The organism is Niallia sp. Sow4_A1, assembly GCF_052116745.1.
Taxonomy (GTDB): Bacteria; Bacillota; Bacilli; order Bacillales; family Cytobacillaceae; genus Niallia; species Niallia hominis.
The window spans coordinates 37,495-55,672 of the sequence record NZ_JBQKKM010000006.1 but is presented as its reverse complement, the minus strand read 5'-3'; the positions used below and the strand labels follow the sequence as shown (position 1 = coordinate 55,672).

The 18,178-nt window shown below is 35.1% G+C and carries 17 protein-coding genes; 15 read left to right on the top strand and 2 right to left on the bottom strand.

The annotated features are described in order from the left end of the window. From ACTQ5K_RS05105 to ACTQ5K_RS05090, 4 genes are read left to right on the top strand one after another with little or no spacing between them, the layout of a single operon-like run. The gene (locus tag ACTQ5K_RS05105) at window positions 1–570 is read left to right on the top strand and encodes a nicotinate-nucleotide adenylyltransferase (protein WP_251627496.1); all 570 of its coding nucleotides are present in this window, start codon (window positions 1–3) and stop codon (window positions 568–570) included. Then, on the top strand, window positions 560–1,126 hold the full coding sequence (gene yqeK, locus ACTQ5K_RS05100) for a bis(5'-nucleosyl)-tetraphosphatase (symmetrical) YqeK (protein ID WP_031536572.1): 567 nt from the start codon (window positions 560–562) through the stop codon (window positions 1,124–1,126). Before ACTQ5K_RS05105 ends, yqeK begins: the two co-directional genes overlap by 11 nt. A 4-nt stretch (window positions 1,127–1,130) precedes the next feature. Beyond that, window positions 1,131–1,487 carry a ribosome silencing factor gene (gene rsfS / locus ACTQ5K_RS05095; protein WP_031536573.1) on the top strand — a complete coding sequence of 119 codons (357 nt, stop codon included), beginning with the start codon at window positions 1,131–1,133 and terminating at the stop codon, window positions 1,485–1,487. After that, window positions 1,484–2,230 carry a class I SAM-dependent methyltransferase gene (locus ACTQ5K_RS05090; RefSeq protein WP_031536574.1) on the top strand — a complete coding sequence of 249 codons (747 nt, stop codon included), beginning with the start codon at window positions 1,484–1,486 and terminating at the stop codon, window positions 2,228–2,230. Before rsfS ends, ACTQ5K_RS05090 begins: the two co-directional genes overlap by 4 nt. Before the next feature lie 159 nt (window positions 2,231–2,389). Here the strand turns inward: ACTQ5K_RS05090 and comER are convergent, their stop codons facing one another. Further along, the gene (gene comER / locus ACTQ5K_RS05085) at window positions 2,390–3,223 is read right to left on the bottom strand and encodes a late competence protein ComER (RefSeq protein ID WP_031536575.1); all 834 of its coding nucleotides are present in this window, start codon (window positions 3,221–3,223) and stop codon (window positions 2,390–2,392) included. Window positions 3,224–3,311: 88 nt separating this feature from the next. Here comER and ACTQ5K_RS05080 point away from each other — a divergent pair, with 88 nt between their 5' ends. The 4 genes from ACTQ5K_RS05080 (at window position 3,312) to holA (ending at window position 8,713) form a co-directional block, all read left to right on the top strand. Then, entirely contained in the window at window positions 3,312–3,950 is a 639-nt protein-coding gene (locus tag ACTQ5K_RS05080) for a helix-hairpin-helix domain-containing protein (protein ID WP_031536577.1), read from the top strand. Window positions 3,951–4,102: 152 nt separating this feature from the next. Next, window positions 4,103–4,681: a ComE operon protein 2 gene (locus tag ACTQ5K_RS05075; protein WP_251627497.1), complete on the top strand. Its 579-nt coding sequence runs from the start codon at window positions 4,103–4,105 to the stop codon at window positions 4,679–4,681. Between the two features lie 46 nt (window positions 4,682–4,727). Beyond that, entirely contained in the window at window positions 4,728–7,058 is a 2,331-nt protein-coding gene (locus tag ACTQ5K_RS05070) for a DNA internalization-related competence protein ComEC/Rec2 (RefSeq protein ID WP_235247948.1), read from the top strand. A 632-nt stretch (window positions 7,059–7,690) separates the two neighbouring features. Beyond that, the gene (holA, locus tag ACTQ5K_RS05065; RefSeq protein WP_031536580.1) at window positions 7,691–8,713 is read left to right on the top strand and encodes a DNA polymerase III subunit delta; all 1,023 of its coding nucleotides are present in this window, start codon (window positions 7,691–7,693) and stop codon (window positions 8,711–8,713) included. Between the two features lie 149 nt (window positions 8,714–8,862). Here the strand turns inward: holA and rpsT are convergent, their stop codons facing one another. Beyond that, entirely contained in the window at window positions 8,863–9,129 is a 267-nt protein-coding gene (rpsT, locus tag ACTQ5K_RS05060) for a 30S ribosomal protein S20 (protein WP_031536581.1), read from the bottom strand. A gap of 207 nt (window positions 9,130–9,336) precedes the next feature. Between rpsT and gpr the strand changes: the two genes are divergently transcribed. From gpr to dnaK, 7 genes are all read left to right on the top strand, one after another. Further along, window positions 9,337–10,458: a GPR endopeptidase gene (gpr, locus tag ACTQ5K_RS05055; protein ID WP_031536582.1), complete on the top strand. Its 1,122-nt coding sequence runs from the start codon at window positions 9,337–9,339 to the stop codon at window positions 10,456–10,458. 174 nt (window positions 10,459–10,632) lie between these two features. Next, window positions 10,633–10,980, top strand: coding sequence for a YqxA family protein (locus tag ACTQ5K_RS05050; protein WP_349204329.1), 348 nt, complete (start codon window positions 10,633–10,635; stop codon window positions 10,978–10,980). A 102-nt stretch (window positions 10,981–11,082) separates the two neighbouring features. Continuing rightward, window positions 11,083–12,918: a translation elongation factor 4 gene (gene lepA, locus ACTQ5K_RS05045; protein WP_031536584.1), complete on the top strand. Its 1,836-nt coding sequence runs from the start codon at window positions 11,083–11,085 to the stop codon at window positions 12,916–12,918. Between the two features lie 196 nt (window positions 12,919–13,114). Continuing rightward, the gene (gene hemW, locus ACTQ5K_RS05040; protein WP_031536585.1) at window positions 13,115–14,254 is read left to right on the top strand and encodes a radical SAM family heme chaperone HemW; all 1,140 of its coding nucleotides are present in this window, start codon (window positions 13,115–13,117) and stop codon (window positions 14,252–14,254) included. Window positions 14,255–14,457: 203 nt separating this feature from the next. Next, window positions 14,458–15,486, top strand: a complete 1,029-nt coding sequence (gene hrcA / locus ACTQ5K_RS05035; protein ID WP_031536586.1) for a heat-inducible transcriptional repressor HrcA — start codon at window positions 14,458–14,460, stop codon at window positions 15,484–15,486. A 120-nt stretch (window positions 15,487–15,606) separates the two neighbouring features. After that, the gene (grpE, locus tag ACTQ5K_RS05030) at window positions 15,607–16,203 is read left to right on the top strand and encodes a nucleotide exchange factor GrpE (protein WP_031536587.1); all 597 of its coding nucleotides are present in this window, start codon (window positions 15,607–15,609) and stop codon (window positions 16,201–16,203) included. Between the two features lie 35 nt (window positions 16,204–16,238). Then, window positions 16,239–18,068, top strand: coding sequence for a molecular chaperone DnaK (dnaK, locus tag ACTQ5K_RS05025; protein ID WP_031536588.1), 1,830 nt, complete (start codon window positions 16,239–16,241; stop codon window positions 18,066–18,068). Window positions 18,069–18,178 lie beyond the last annotated feature (110 nt).

The following is an 18,178-nucleotide window of genomic DNA, read 5'->3' as shown; positions in this document are numbered from 1 at the left end:
TTGAAAAAAGTAGGGATATTAGGAGGAACGTTTGATCCCCCTCATATTGGTCATCTAATCATTGCGAATGAAGTGCTACATGCAAAAAAATTAGATGAAATATGGTTTATGCCAAACCAAGAACCTCCACATAAAATGAAATCAGGGGACGTAACGAATGCTCATCGAGTGGACATGGTACAGTTATCGATAGAGGCACACACTTCTTTTCGAATCCAAACAATTGAAATGGATAGAGAAGGAAAATCATATACCTTCGATACAATGAAGCTATTAGAAGAAGCTTATCCAGATATTGATTTCTATTTTATAATTGGAGCAGATATGGTAGAATATCTGCCTAAATGGTATAAAATTCAAGAGCTTATGAAAATGGTACAATTCATTAGTGTGAACCGTCCTAAATATGAACTTGAAACAGATTATCCTGTTCAGTATGTAAAGGTTCCTGATATTAATATTTCCTCTAGCTTAATTCGTGAAAGGGTTAAAGCTGGAGAAACCATTTCATTTTTAGTAAGAGATGAAGTAAAGAGATATATTGAGGAGAATCGATTATATGAAGCGTGAGGAAGCATTACAAATAGTGAAAGAGCAGATAACGGAAAAACGTTATATTCACACAATTGGTGTAATGGAAACAGCTATTAAGTTAGCGACTAAATATGGCGGAAATGTCGAAAAGGCAGAAATGGCAGCGATTTTTCATGATTACGCTAAATTCCGACAGAAGGATGAAATGAAACAGATCATCCTAGAGCAAAATATGGATCCTAATCTTTTATTGTTTCATTCTGAACTTTGGCATGCTCCAGTTGGCGCTTTTCTAGTAGAGAAAGAAGTAGGAATTAACGATAGGGAAATACTAGATGCTATTAGATACCATACTTCGGGGAGACCAGAAATGAGTATGCTAGAAAAAATAGTATACTTGGCTGATTATATGGAACCAGGCAGAGCTTTTCCTGGTGTTGATGAAGTAAGAGAATTAGCAGAACTGGATTTTGAACGTGCATTTTTACAAGCAGTAAAAAACACGATCATGTTTCTCATCCGGAATAATAGAGCAGTATTTCCTTTGAGTTTTGAAACATATAATAGTTATTGTATAAAACATGGAGGTTGATTGAATGGATGAACGTACGTTATTATGGACGGCAGTAAAAGCAGCAGATGCGAAAAGAGCAGAAAATATTGTTGCACTAAATATGAAAGGTATTTCTCTAGTCGCAGATTATTTTGTTATTTGTCATGGTAATTCAGACAAGCAAGTACAAGCAATTGCAAATGAAATTAAAGATAAAGCTAGCGAGCTTGGCATCACGGTTAAACGATTTGAAGGGTATAATGAAGCAAAGTGGATTTTAGTTGACTTAGGTGATATTATCGTTCATGTTTTCCACCGGGATGAAAGAACTTATTATAATTTAGAACGCCTTTGGGGAGACGCGCCAGTTGAAAACATTGAAAGCGTGATTAGTCAATGAGTTATGAGCAGTTTGCCTATCTTTATGATCGACTGATGAATGATGTTCCATACGATAAGTGGATTGAGCTTATAAAAAAAGCAGCAAGCGATTATAAAGTTGATGGAGCAAACCTTCTAGATTTAGCATGTGGAACAGGCGAATTAGCGATTAGATTATCACAGGCTGGTTTTCAAGTAACTGGTGTTGATTTATCAGAGGATATGCTGAGTGTTGCCCAGGCAAAAACGATGGAAGCAGGAGAATCGATTTTTTATCTTGAACAAGATATGTCTCAGTTAGAAGGTTTACCTGTTTTTGATCTTGTTTGTATATGCTGTGATTCCATCAATTATTTACAAACAGAAGAAGAAGTGGTTAATACATTTAACAGTGTTTATGAACATTTGGATGAAAGAGGTCTATTTATATTCGATGTTCATTCTTTGTATAAAATGAATCATTTATTTATTAATCAAACCTATGCTGTCAACGATGAGGACGTAAGCCTTATTTGGCAGTGCTACGAAGGTGACTATCCAAATAGTGTTGAGCATGATTTAAGCTTTTTTCAACTTGACGAAAAAACAGATATGTATTTTCGCTACGATGAACTCCATCTTCAACGAACCTATTCGGTTGAACAGTATAGAGAATGGCTTGAGCAAACTGGTTTTGCTATTCTAAAAGTAGAAGCAGATTTTTCTGATGGTCCAATAGAGGATCATGCAGAAAGAATTTTCTTTTATTGTAAGAAAAAGTGAGAGAGTATCTAAGTTGAAATAATTATTAGAAAATGGAAATGTTCCATAGAGGGATCATTTCCATTTTCTTATGTCCGATTGGAAAATCTTAAAGGCGGATAAAAAAATTTAAATGGAAAGAAGGAATTTACGTTAGTCTTATAGAATGTTTTATTAGCATTAACTATTTTTATGCCCTGAAACAAGATTTTTAAGGGATAGCTGATCATCCTCATATTTTGCATGTGTTGCCTGAAATAACTGGTTAAAAGTATCTCCTAGTTGACGTTCTAATACGTTTATTCCTTCGCCAGTGATACCACCCTTTACACTTACTTTTTCCTGTAAGGTAGGTAAAGTATAATAACCTTTCTTTAATAATTCTCCCAACCCAATAAGCATTTCACTAGCTAATTTAGTTGCTGTTTCTAAATCAATTTCCGTTTCATCCACCGCACCTTCGATAAACTTCCTAGTAAGATAACAAAAAAATGCTGGTCCGCAACTTACTATATCAGAGGCTACCCTCGTAATATTATCTTCAATTTCTAACGGAGTCGAAAACTTTTTATAGAAATTCTCCAGCTGATTTTTCCAAGCTTCTGTACAATTCCTTCCAAAAGAGAACAAAGATACGCCTGCTAATGCTCTATTTGTTATGCTTGGAATTATCCGCGCAACAGAGCAATTAAAGAAAGTTTCAAGCTGGTCAGGGCTAATTGGACTTGTAATGGAAACGACACATTTATCCTTTGTTAAAACAGGAGAAATGTTTTTAGAGACACCATACATATCATGAGGCTTTACACATAAAAAAATAAGATCTGCTTCTTTTGCTATTTCAATAGCATTAGAGCATATATTTATGTTTGGATAATTTTCCTTAATTTCTAATGCTTTGGAAAGTGTTCGATTAAAAATAAATACGTCTTCGGGGGAAATAGCATTTCCATCAATCATCGCTTCTATTAATATTTTCCCCATATTACCTGTACCAATCATTCCAATTTTCATTTTTCCTTCCCCCCCTATAATGAGCGGTTTCTCATATAACGATATGAAGCAAAGATAAAAAATATACCTGAAAGGATGATTAGTTATCATGGACTGGCTTCGAAAAAATAGAAAATTCATTTTTATTGTTTTAGGTTGTTTACTCTTTCTTGTGCTTTATCATTATTCTCCTATCCTTATGCAACCTAATGAGGAAGAAGACTATATTCAGCAAGATGATTTATTTGCAGGTAGCAGTGTGGAGGAAACAGCGATAGATGGTAATAGTGTGGAAGAGGGATTACAAGATAAATTGCTGATTGTAGATGTAAAAGGCGCAGTTAAAAACCCGGGAGTTTATGAAGCAACGGAAGGAGACCGAGTGAATGATATCATAAAAAAAGCAGGAGGGATGTTGGATAAAGGAGAAAAAAATGGGGTGAATTTAGCGATGAAGGTGACAGATGAGATGATTATCTATGTTCCATATATAGGGGAAGAAGATTCTATTATTAGCGAATCTGGAAACCAGACGAGCTTATCCTCAGATGAGGAATTAATAAATATAAATAAGGCTAGTGAAACAGAATTAACTGAATTGCCAGGGGTGGGACCTTCCAAAGCAGCTGCAATCATTGAATATCGTGAACAAAATGGAGGTTTCTCTACAAAAGAGGATATCAAAAACATAAGTGGAATTGGCGAGAAAACATATGAGAAATTAGAAGCATTCATTACCATAAAGTGAAAGACAAATGTTTTACAGAAAATTTAGGTGAGTTATGTCCATGGCTTAGCTTCCTTTTCATAATTGACTCACAACATACTTCTCGATAAACTAAATGAAGAATTAGATTATTGCATTGCATAACTTTGATAATTAATGGGAGTGAATGGGAATTGGATAGAATTTCATGGGATGAGTATTTTATGGCACAAAGTGAATTATTAGCATTAAGAAGCACATGTACAAGATTAGCAGTTGGAGCGACTATCGTACGAGATAAGCGTATTATTGCTGGTGGATATAATGGTAGCATAGCTGGTGGAGTTCATTGTATAGACGAAGGTTGCTATGTCATTGATAATCATTGTGTACGAACCATTCATGCAGAGATGAATGCGATTTTACAATGTGCAAAATTTGGTGTTCATACAGATGGGGCAGATATATATGTCACTCATTTTCCTTGTCTCCAATGCTGCAAGGCGATTGTACAAGCAGGGATTAAGACAGTGTATTATGCAATAGATTATAAAAATCATCCGTATGCACTTGAGCTGTTTGAACAGGCTAATATTGCAACAGTACAAGTGGAGAGAAATGATTTTGATAAAAAAGAAGAGAAAAAGGCTTTAGTGGAAGCACTTGTTAAGCAATTAAAGGAAAATAATACGGATACTGTTAATGTGGAAACGTTGGAAAAAAGAGCAGAAGAATTATTTTCTATTATCCCTACAGCAAAGACGTCTATTTGATAATTCTTTTCCTTTTCCGATCTACAGCAGTAGATAGGAGCGATTTATGTTTCAAACTAGATTTCTATTCTTCGCCATTTCGGCATTTTTTGGTATTTTATGCTCTTTTTCTCAAACATTATTTTTTTATCTATTATATATTCTTTTTATCCTATGGCTTTATTTGGCTAAAAAAATCACATTAGGATTAAGTGGTTTTCTCATTTGTTTCTTTCTCCTTTTTCTTGTGAGGGGTAGTTATGACAATATAGGAAACCACTCGGAGATAAGCGAAGATGATTCTTCTTTTATCATTACTTTCCTAGAGTCAGCTGATATAGACGGGGATAGGTGGAGGACCGTTGGGCGTGATAAACAAACGAAAGAAAAATTAATCGTTTCCTACAAAATGAATACAGAAAAAGAAAAAAATTTTTTAGAAAGTGAGCGAGTGATTGGGAAAACTTGTATGCTACAGGGGTCATTATCGCTTCCCGCTTCGCAAAGAAACGAGAATGGGTTTGATTATAGACAGTTTCTTAAAAATGATTCAATTTATTGGTTACTTGCAACACAGGATTTAAATTTAACAAACTGTAAGGAAGAAAGTAATCTCCTCTTTTCATTAAAGCAGCTGAGAGAAAAAGGGACTATCTGGATTGCTGAACATTTTTCAGAAACAACCGTACCTATTGCAGAAGCGCTTATTTTTGGCGAACGAGGAATGATGGACGAAAACCTCCAAATTGCGTATCAGCGTTTAGGAATTATCCATCTACTAGCTATTTCTGGCTCCCATGTTGTCGTATTAATAGGGATACTTTATTTTGTGATGATCCGAGCTGGAATTACGAAAGAAAGGGCTAGCACAATTCTTTTACTACTCTTGCCCGTTTATGCTGTATTGACAGGAATAAGTCCATCGGTAGTTAGAGCTGTTTTGACCTCCATGGTACTATTGGCCAAAAATAAATTTCGAATTTTTTCTGGCTTGCCGATGATTGATATAATCAGTGTAGTCTTTTGTTTATGCTTAATTATCGACCCACGGAATCTTTTTAATATTGGTTTTTTGTTATCCTTTATTGTTTGTTTTTTCCTCATCCTTTCTTCCACTCTAATTAGGTCTTATCATACCTCAACCGTCAAAATGTATTTCTTTACTACTTTTATTTCCGAATATGCAGTAATTCCTGTTATATTGTATTATTTTTATGAAATTCCTACTCTATCTTTAGTAGCGAATCTTATTTATATCCCCTTTTATACAATTATTGTTTTGCCGTATTTAATTAGCCTTTATATTCTCTCTTTTCTATTTCCACAAATATTATCCTTTTTTTCTTTTCCTTTGGATCTTATGTTAATGTTTTCAGATAAACTGGTATTAAAGCTTGCTAGCTATCCTTTTAGTACGCTTGTTCTCGGAAGACCATCTTCTGTTTTGCTTGGCGCTTATATTGTCAGTTTACCGATTTTCTTTTTTTTGTATGAAATTATGCCAAAGAAATCGAGGAATTGGCTCTATATTATCCCTATATTGATTATTAGTTTTCAATACATTGACAATGTTTATTCAGCAAAAGGCGAAATTACTTTTATTGATGTAGGCCAAGGTGACAGTATTCTCATTCAATTGCCATATAATAAGGGGACTTATTTAATTGATACTGGTGGGACGGTAACTTTTCCTATGGAGGAATGGCAAAAACGAAAAGATCCTTTTGAAGTAGGTGCAAAAACAGTAGTTCCTTTTTTGAAAAGTAAAGGGATATCTACGATTGATAAACTAATATTGACACACGGTGATTTAGACCATATTGGAGGAAGTACAGCTGTAATAGAGCAATTAAATGTAAAAGAAATAATGTATCCAAATGTAACGGAAGAATCTTCGATAGAAAAAGAAAGACTATTATCGTTAGCAAAGCAGAAAAAAATTCCGATTCACTTTATTCAAGCAGGGAAAAAATGGACTACTGGGAAGGATGCTTTTTTAGTTTTAGCTCCTTTTGAGACAGAGGATTTAACGAAGAATAATGGTTCGATTGTAATTTATGCAAAGGTTGCCAATAGAACATGGTTATTTACAGGTGATCTAGAAAAGGAAGGAGAAGAAGCGTTAATGCTTAACTATCCGCTTTTAAAGGATATAGATATTTTAAAGGTGGGCCATCATGGAAGCAAAACTTCTTCTACTAGTGAATTTATTGAGCAGCTTAAACCGAAAATTGCTATTATATCAGTTGGGGAAAATAATAGTTATAACCATCCAAGTCAAGAAGTGCTTTCTACTTTAAAAGAAAGTAAAGTCAAAGTATTTAGAACAGATGAAAATGGGGGAATTTCTTTTTATTTTTCCGAAAAAGGTGGAACGTTTCAATTGCAAATTCCATAGAATATAGCAAATGAGAATGGCTAAATCAATAAACAATGTCACTCTAATACCTATCCCACTGTAAGATATGCTTAAGCTCTTTGCACATCGCCAAAACACCTAAGCGCTGCGACTAGATTAAGGAAACACAAAGTGCGATAGCTTTTTTGTGTCTGCTTACGCAAAAGGAGACCTGAAATTTGTTAGCCAGCATATGCTAGATAGCAAATGGACTTTAGAACGTTTCTACTTTCTTACCTGTGAACAAAAAATACTTATAAAAAATGACTTGTTTTGCATTTCCTAAGCTGTCAAGACTTGACACAAATAGATTAAAGCCATTCGAGCACACTAGTAATAATACAAGTGCACCGTTACATATGAAGTATCCTAGGCCTTGATATGTAACGTTCATTATAGATTGAAGGAAGGTTTCTCTGATTCCCTTTTTTTGCTACTAGTACGCTTTGGAAAAGCAAGCAAGCTTTTTTGAAGAAATTTCTTAAGCAAGAGAGGAGTTTTCTCGAGGACCTTCTTTCTGTTAATAAATGAGCTAATTTTTGAAAAAGAGGACAACAAATAGGAGTTTCGTATATAATAATGGTTTAGTAATGGTTTATGCTAAAGAGTTATTTAGGGAATGGGGAGAAGAAATGATCGAAGAATTATGGAAAAAAATTAAACGCAAAGATTTTTCTTTTGTCTATTTATTATACGGACTAGAGTCTTTTCTAATAAACGAAACGAAATATTTATTGTTGCAATCTTTATTAAATGAGGAAGATGAGGATTTTAATTTATCTACATATGATTTGGAGGAAACTCCGGTAGAATTAGCGATAGAGGATGCAGAAACAATTCCTTTTTTTGGCGATAGAAAAGTGATTGTTTTAAATAATCCATTCTTCCTTACGGCTGAAAAAACAAAGTCAAAGGTAGAGCATAATGTAAAGAAATTGGAGGAATATTTGAAACAGCCTTCACCGTTTACTACAATGATATTTATCGCTAGTTACGAAAAGTTAGATGAACGGAAAAAAATAACAAAACAGTTAAAAACAGCAGCGTCTATTTTGGAAGCCAAAAAATTAAATGAGCAAGAATTGAAGAAATGGCTCAAGCAGCGTGCAGCATATAATCAGGTTGAAATAAATGAAGATGGATTGGATATGATCCTAAGTCTTGCGGGAACAAATTTATCCCTTTTAACATCTGAGATTGATAAAATGGCTTTATATGTACAAGATTCAAAATTAATAACGAAGGAAATTGTCGAGGAATTAGTGGCGAAATCATTGGAGCAAAATATCTTTAGCCTTGTCGATAAAGTAATCTCTAAAAAAATGGATGAAGCCTTACGGATTTATTATGATTTATTAAAGCAAAATGAAGAGCCATTAAAAATACTTTCGATTATAGCAAATCAATTTCGCTTAATCTATCAAGTAAAAGCACTAGCTCAAAAAGGATATGGGCAACAGCAAATTGCCTCTGTTTTAAAAGTCCATCCATTCCGAGTGAAACTAGCCGCAGGACAAGCTCAGCGTTTTACAGAAGAGGAATTAACAAAATGCATCCAACTATTTGCAGAAGGCGATTATCAGTTAAAAACAGGATCCATGCCAAAAAATATGGTGATAGAAATGATTTTATTTCAATTAGGACATGGAATGTAGGAGAGCGGAATTTATAGTGACAAAAACAGTAGGATGAAAAACCCCTCTTACTGTTTTTGTTTATATTTTGATTTACGGGGTTAATATTATAGCTGAATAAATAAAAAGACATAAAAAAGACTATCTAATTGATAGTCTTTTTTTACTCATTATGCGTTTGAAGCATTTTTTCTTTTCGCTAAACGAGATTTTTTACGAGCAGCAGCATTTTTATGAATAAGACCTTTAGCAGCAGCTTTGTCTAATTTACTAGCAGCTTCTACAAAACTTTCATTTGCAGCAGTTGTATCATTAAGAGCAATAGCAGCTTCAGTCTTTTTAACAGCAGTACGCATTGCAGATTTAACTGTAGTGTTTTGAGCATTACGAGCTTCACTAGTTTTTACACGTTTAATAGCAGATTTAATATTTGGCATTTACGTTCACCTCCTAAAAAGAAGCATCAAGTTCATTATTTAAACTCGATATATACATTCCTAAAAAACTTAAAGAACAAGTGATATTTTATCAAACGAGGACTAATAATGCAAGACTTCCTTCTAATTTGGACAATATGAATTTTTTTGGGGAGAAAGGCAATGCTAATAATACTCTTATATTAATTTAATTGGAAGGGGATAACGATGGAGGAAAAACTAGATTTAAGCATGTATTCTATACGGACTGATTTAGCTATTGAGGCAAAGGATTTAGCTTTACATAAACAAGGGCTTGTTCAAAATGAACAGGATCAATCACAGCTTGAAGGGGTTATCATCAAGGAAAAAGAGGAAAATGGCATTAAAATGTCCTATGTGGAAGTAACAGAAAAGGGCGAAGAAATAATAGGGAAAAAACAAGGTAAATATTTAACAATAGAAGTATTAGGAATAAGACAGCAGGATACGAAATTGCAAGAGAAAGTAGAGAAAGTTTTTGCAAGTGAGTTTTCGCAATTTTTAAAGCAGAGCAATATTAAAGAAAATGCATCCTGCTTAGTAGTTGGGCTAGGGAACTGGAATGTTACCCCAGATGCGTTAGGACCTCAGGTTTGTGAAAATATACTTGTAACGAGGCATTTATACGAATTGCAGCCAGAAAGCGTGGAAGAGGGATATCGGCCAGTATCAAGTTTAGCCCCAGGAGTAATGGGTCTTACTGGAATTGAAACGAGCGATATCATTAAAGGAGTAGTAGAGAAAACGAATCCTGATTTTGTTATCGTAATTGATGCACTCGCATCACGTTCAATAGACCGTGTAAATTCTACTATCCAAGTTTCAGATACAGGGATCCATCCAGGGTCTGGCGTAGGAAATAAACGGAAGGAACTGAGTGAAGAAACACTAGGAAGACCAGTGATTGCAATAGGAGTACCGACGGTGGTGGATGCTGTATCTATTACGAGCGATACGATAGATTACATCTTGAAGCATTTTGGAAAAGAACTAAAAGAAGGGAATAGGCCATCAAGAGCGTTAGCACCGGCAGGATTAAGCTTTGGAGAAAAAAGAAAATTAACGGAGGAGGATTTGCCAGAAGAACAGCATCGGAAGACTTTTCTCGGTATTATTGGTACATTGCCTGAAGAGGAAAAGAGAAAGTTAATTTATGAAGTGCTATCGCCAATAGGTCATAATTTAATGGTTACGCCAAAAGAAGTGGATGTCTTTATTGAGGATATGGCTAACTTACTTGCAAATGGATTAAATGCTGCCCTTCATTCAGCCATTAATCAAGAAAATGTTGGTTATAATACTCACTAGTTGACAATAATAGTTCTATCTTTCCTAGTATTTTCATACATTTTAATAGAGTTGCTAGGAAATGATTGCTATTTTTCCATGGAACGAAAGGATGTATCTCTAGGGATGCTCCCTTTCTTTTTAATATATGGAGAATTGCAGACTTGATAATTAGATTAAAGGAGATTGATCAAGTTGAAACTATATACATTAGGTGCTGTCGGAATCGTTTTGTTAATGTTTATATGTGTCTTATTCGGAATGCAGCAAGCAAATAGCGGGATTCACAAAATGAGAGGCTATAATGATCAAGGGCTTCAAAGTGCAGTCTCCGTAAAAAATGAGGATGGAAATGTAGAGGCTTCCGTCCTAGGACAAAACGTTACAAGTCATGATTTAGAACAAAAGAAACAGCAATTAGAAGAAATGAGGGCTTTTAATTTATTGTCAAGTATCGGTAAAGGAGTAGCTGATACCATTTCTTCATTGGCAGAAAAAGGCGTAAGTCTGGTTGGAGATATAATTGAAGAAAAAGAAAACTAGAAAACTGTTTAGTAATTCATTTTACTTTTCGTTGAATCTTATTCTTCACACTGCTATAATCAAAAATAGTGTACATGCGCGATTATTGTAGGAGTGAACTAAATGAACAGAGAAGAGATGCTAAAAAGACAATCAAAAATTAGAAATTTTTCTATTATTGCACATATAGATCATGGGAAATCCACCCTAGCTGATAGAATATTAGAAAAAACAAACGCACTCACTGCACGTGAGATGAAAGATCAGCTATTAGATTCAATGGATTTAGAAAGAGAACGTGGAATCACGATTAAATTAAACTCAGTCCAGCTTAAATATAAGGCAAATGATGGAGAAATCTATACACTTCATTTAATTGATACACCAGGTCACGTGGATTTTACATATGAAGTATCACGTAGTTTGGCTGCATGTGAAGGAGCAGTACTAGTAGTTGATGCTGCACAAGGAATTGAAGCACAAACATTAGCAAATGTTTATTTAGCAATTGATAATGATTTGGAAATTGTTCCGGTTATTAATAAAATTGACCTTCCAAGTGCTGATCCTGAAAGGGTTAGAAATGAAATTGAAGAGGTAATTGGATTAGATGCTTCTGAGGCTGTACTAGCTTCTGCCAAAGCTGGAATAGGGATAGAGGAAATACTAGAACAAGTTGTTGAGAAAGTTCCTGCTCCTGAAGGGGATCCAGAAGCGCCATTAAAAGCACTTATTTTTGACAGCCTATATGATGCATATCGTGGGGTTGTGACGTATATCCGTGTTGTTGATGGTACGGTAAAACCTGGTGACAAAATTAAAATGATGGCAACAGGCAAAGAATTTGAAGTTATTGAGGTGGGAGTATTTACACCGAAAGCTACTCCTACAGATCACTTATCTGTTGGGGATGTAGGTTTCTTAACAGCGGCAATTAAAAATGTTGGGGATACTCGAGTAGGGGATACCATAACTAATGCAAAGAATGGCGCAACAGAAGCATTACCAGGATACCGTAAGTTAAATCCAATGGTTTATTGTGGGTTGTATCCAATAGACAGTGCGAAATTTAATGATTTACGGGAAGCATTAGAAAAATTGGAACTAAATGATTCTGCGTTGCAATTTGAGCCAGAGACATCTCAAGCATTAGGATTTGGTTTCCGTTGTGGTTTCCTTGGCCTTCTTCATATGGAGATTATCCAAGAACGGATTGAGCGAGAATTTAAAATTGACTTGATTACAACAGCACCAAGTGTTATCTACGATGTTATTTTGACAGATGGAACTGAAATCAAGGTAGACAATCCGTCGGCAATGCCAGATCCTCAAAAAATCGAACGCATTGAAGAACCTTTTGTTAAAGCAACAATGATGGCTCCTAATGAATATGTCGGTGCGATCATGGAATTATGTCAACTAAAACGTGGTGTATTCATTGATATGCAATATATGGATGAAACTCGTGTCAAAATTACGTATGAAATCCCATTGTCGGAAATTGTGTATGATTTCTTTGACCAATTGAAATCAAACACAAGAGGTTATGCATCCTTTGATTATGAGTTGATTGGATACAAAACTTCTACACTTGTGAAGATGGATATTTTATTAAATGCAGAACAAGTGGATGCCCTCAGTTTTATTGTTCATAAAGATTTTGCCTATGAAAGAGGGAAAGTAATTGTAGAGAAATTAAAGGAACTTATTCCACGCCAGCAGTTTGAGGTTCCGATCCAAGCGGCAATTGGTCAAAAGATAGTTGCCCGTTCTACCATTAAAGCGATGCGGAAAAACGTATTGGCTAAATGTTACGGTGGCGATATTTCTCGTAAACGTAAATTGTTAGAGAAGCAAAAGGAAGGGAAAAAACGAATGAAGCAAGTTGGTTCCGTTGAAGTACCGCAAGAAGCATTTATGGCCGTGTTACGGATGGATGATAATAATACAAAAAAATAAAATACAGTTGATGAGCCGAAAGTAGCATGGATGACAGCTAGTGCAGGAAACTTGCTATTAAGTGCATTGACTGCTATAAGTAAAGGGGGTAGGTGCTAAAGATAGCATCAACCTCTTTTCTTATTTTACCAATGAAACAGGGATTGTGGTCTCCCTGTTTAGTAATAGAGTTGATTAAATTAAAGGTTGTGAAAAATTGATACAAGCAGCATATATTCATATTCCATTTTGTGAGCATATTTGTCACTACTGTGATTTTAATAAAGTATTTTTAAAAGGACAGCCGGTAGATGAATACTTAGATTCATTGGAGAAAGAAATAAAGTTAACCATTGATAAGTATGGGGAACAAACGCTTTCTACCATTTTTGTTGGGGGAGGTACACCGACAAGCTTATCTGCCTCGCAGCTAGAAAGACTTTGTGGAATCATTAATACAGAACTACAGCAGCATCAGGGGATCGAATATACTTTTGAAGCGAATCCTGGTGATTTAACAGAAGATAAATTAAAAGCTCTTTATGAAGGGGGTGTCAATCGTCTAAGCTTTGGTGTTCAGTCTTTTAATAATGAGCTACTACAAAGGATTGGCAGAACACATAAGGCGGAAGACGTTTTTTCATCCATTGAGGCTGCCAAAAAGATTGGATTTAACAATATTAGTGTGGATTTAATTTATAGTTTGCCAGGGCAAACACTGGAAGATTTCAAAGATACATTAAAGACTGCATTTTCATTGGATATCCAGCATTATTCAGGCTACTCTCTTATTATAGAGCCAAAAACCGTTTTTTATAACCTGATGAGAAAGGGTAAACTACCAACACCTGGTGAAGATGTGGAAGCAAGCATGTATGGGGTGTTAATGGAAGAGATGACAAGTCATGGTTTTCAGCAATATGAAATTAGTAATTTTGCCAAGCCTGGGTTTAAAAGTAGACATAATCTAACCTACTGGAATAATGAGCAATACTTTGGGTTTGGAGCTGGCTCACATGGGTATATTGCTGGAAACCGCTACTCTAATTATGGTCCTTTGAAAAAATATATGCAGCCATTAGAACAAGGGGAATTTCCTATTATGCATGAACAGAAGGTATCCCTTGTTGAACAAATGGAGGAAGAATTATTTCTCGGATTAAGAAAAAACCAAGGGGTAAGTTTAACATCCTTTGAAAAAAAATATAATAATACTGTCTTACAACTTTTTGAGAAAGAAATAAAGGGGCTATTGGATCGAGGACTAATCAAAATTCAGGGCGAATATTTGAAATTGACCGATAAAGGAAGATTCTTAGGTAATGAAGTGTTTCAATCGTTTATTGGAGTTCTCTAATAACAGGAGAAGTATTCGCTTCTTTTAAACATTTTAAAGGCTAAGAAAGAAAACTTTTCTTCTGTTGTGATTAGTTGGAAGGGAAAAGGGAAAAATTTCTTGTAGAAATCAGAAGCAAATTATTGACACAGCCCCTTTGTTTTTGCTACTTTATATATAGATTTAGCACTCGCTAACAAAGAGTGCTAACAGAGGTGATTAATGTGTTAACTGATCGTCAATTATTAATATTACAGGTGATTATTGATGATTTTATTTCAACAGCACAACCTGTGGGTTCACGGAGTTTATCAAAGAAAGAAAATATTACGTTTAGCTCCGCTACCATTCGTAATGAAATGGCAGATTTAGAAGAATCCGGGTTTATCGAAAAAACGCACTCTTCTTCTGGTCGAGTACCTTCAGAAAAGGGATATCGTTTTTATGTTGATCATCTTTTATCGCCACAGAAATTAAAGCGTTCAGAAATTTTGAGAATTAACTCACTTTTTGCAGAAAAAATATACGAATTAGAAAATATTGTACAAAAATCCGCAAAAATATTGTCTGATTTAACAAATTATACTACTATTGTCCTTGGGCCTGCCGTTAAGGAAAACAAATTGAAGAAAATTCAAATTGTTCCTTTAAATACGAATACGGCCATTGCCATTATTGTGACAGACTCAGGACATGTAGAAAACAGAATGTTTCATTTACCTGAATCTATCCATGCTGGTGAAATTGAGAAGCTGGTAAATATCTTGAATGAACGTTTAACGGGCGTATCTATTGATAAGCTTCATAACAAGATTTATAAAGAAGTTGCTTCCTTGTTGAAACAGCATATTAGCAATTATGAGTATTTAATCAACTCACTTTCAGAAACGGTAAAAATTGAAACACATGAAAAATTGTTTTTTGGCGGAAAAACCAATATTTTAAGTCAACCAGAATTTCATGATATTGCTAAGATAAGAAATTTGTTGAATATGATTGAAAAAGAGGATGGAATCCCAGAGCTTATTCGCAATAATTCCTCTGATATAAGCATTAAAATTGGTAGAGAAAATAATAATATCGCTATGGAAAACTGCAGTATTATCTCTGCTTCTTACAGTATAGGGAATGAGCAAATTGGATCAATCGCCATTCTTGGTCCTACAAGAATGGAATATTCAAGAGTTGTTAGCTTATTAAATATTTTATCGAATGACCTGACAAAAGTACTTACTAATTTGTATCAAAAATAACTACTGTGGAATATTTAAAGTGTAGAAATTAGGATTAACTAACCTATTAACTTATTGGCAACTCTGCCAATCTGTACGGGTTTCATTTGAATAATTATTCCTTTAAGGGAGGTGAACAAGTTGGCAGATGAAAAAACAACAAATAGTGCAGAGATGGAACAACAAGAAAATGTCCAAGTAGAAGAAACTGTTGAAGAAGTATTTGAAGAGGCTGAAGCAACTCCTTCCAATGAGGAAAATGCAGTTGAGGAAGAACTAAAGGCAGCAAATGAAAAAATTGCTGTGCTAGAAGCTAAGTTAGAAGAAGAAACTAATCGCTATCTTCGCCTGCAGGCTGATTTTGATAATTCACGTCGCAGATCAAGGCTTGACATGGAAGCGGCTCAAACATATAGAGCACAAAGTCTAGTAATGGACTTATTACCAAGCATCGATAATTTGGAAAGAGCATTGAAAATTGAAGCCGTTGATGAACAAACACAGAGTTTATATACTGGTGTGGAGATGGTTTATCGTGGAATTATTGAGGCTCTTAAAAAAGAAGGTGTAGAAGCTATTGAAGCGGTTGGAACAGAATTTGATCCCCACCTTCATCAAGCAGTTATGCAAGAGGAAGTAGAGGGAACGGAATCTAATATCGTGGTAGAAGAGTTTCAAAAAGGGTATAAGTTAAAAGACAGAGTGATTCGTCCTGCAATGGTTAAAGTAAGTCAATAAGCATTACATATTAAAATAATAGGAGGGAAATTTCCATGAGTAAAATTATTGGAATTGATTTAGGTACAACAAACTCTTGTGTTGCTGTACTTGAAGGTGGAGAACCAAAAGTTATCCCAAATCCAGAAGGTAATAGAACATCTCCTTCTGTAGTAGCATTCAAAAATGGAGAACGTCAAGTAGGGGAAGTTGCAAAACGTCAATCTATCACAAACCCAAACACGATTATGTCAATTAAACGTCATATGGGTACAGATTATAAAGTGGAAGTTGAAGGCAAGAACTACTCTCCTCAAGAAGTTTCTGCTATTATTCTTCAATACTTAAAAGGTTATGCAGAAGAGTATCTTGGAGAGAAAGTAACAAAGGCTGTTATTACAGTACCTGCTTACTTCAATGATGCAGAACGTCAAGCAACAAAAGATGCTGGTAAAATTGCTGGATTAGAAGTTGAGCGTATTATCAACGAACCAACTGCTGCTGCTTTAGCTTATGGTCTTGATAAAACAGAGGAAGACCAAACTATTTTAGTTTATGACCTTGGGGGAGGTACTTTTGACGTATCTATCCTTGAGCTTGGCGATGGCGTATTTGAAGTTAAGTCAACTGCTGGTGACAATCGTCTTGGTGGAGATGACTTTGACCAAGTTATTATCGATTATTTAGTAGAACAATTCAAAAAAGAAAATGGCATTGATCTAAGCAAAGATAAAATGGCTTTACAACGTTTGAAAGACGCAGCAGAGAAAGCGAAAAAAGATCTTTCTGGTGTAGCTTCTACACAAATTTCTTTACCATTTATCACAGCTGGAGAAGCTGGGCCACTTCACTTAGAAGTAACTTTATCTCGTGCTAAATTCGAAGAAATTTCTGCTTCATTAGTAGAACGTACAATGGGACCAACTCGTCAAGCACTTAAAGATGCTAATCTTAACGCTTCTGAAATTGATAAAGTTATCCTTGTAGGTGGTTCAACACGTATCCCTGCAGTTCAAGAAGCAATCAAAAAAGAAATCGGCAAAGAGCCACATAAAGGGGTAAACCCTGATGAAGTAGTTGCAATGGGTGCAGCTATCCAAGGTGGAGTAATTACTGGTGATGTTAAAGATGTTGTTCTTTTAGATGTCACACCACTTTCATTAGGTATCGAAACTATGGGTGGAGTATTTACGAAGCTAATCGATCGTAATACAACAATCCCAACGTCTAAGTCCCAAGTATTCTCAACTGCTGCAGATAACCAAACAGCTGTTGATATCCACGTGCTTCAAGGGGAGCGCCCAATGGCTGCAGATAATAAAACATTAGGCCGTTTCCAATTAGCTGATATTCCACCAGCACCACGTGGAATTCCGCAAATTGAAGTATCATTTGATATCGATAAAAACGGTATTGTAAATGTTCGTGCGAAAGATCTTGGCACAAACAAAGAACAAACTATTACAATTAAATCTTCTACAGGCTTGTCAGATGAAGAAATCGACAAAATGGTAAGAGAAGCAGAAGAAAATGCTGAAGCAGATAAAAAGCGTAAAGAAGAAGTGGAACTACGTAATGAAGCAGATCAATTAGTATTCACTACTGAAAAAACATTGAAAGATTTAGAAGGAAAAGTGGACGAAAGCGAAGTTGCCAAAGCGAATGAGGCAAAAGACGCTTTAAAAGCTGCTATTGAGAAAAACGAATTAGAAGATATTCGTGCGAAAAAAGAAGCTCTTCAAGAAATCGTTCAAGCTCTTTCTATGAAATTATATGAAGAGGCTGCTCAAGCTGCACAAGCTGCACAAGGAGCAGAGGGCGGAGCATCTGATAAAGATGACAACGTAGTCGATGCAGAATTTGAAGAAGTAAAAGACGATAAATAAACGAATGAAAACAATATATAATTAGAAAAAAAGTCAAAGTCAGGTTATCTTGACTTTGGCTTTTCTTTTAGATGTTTTTTGGCGATATTTAAGAAAGTTAGGAAGAAACT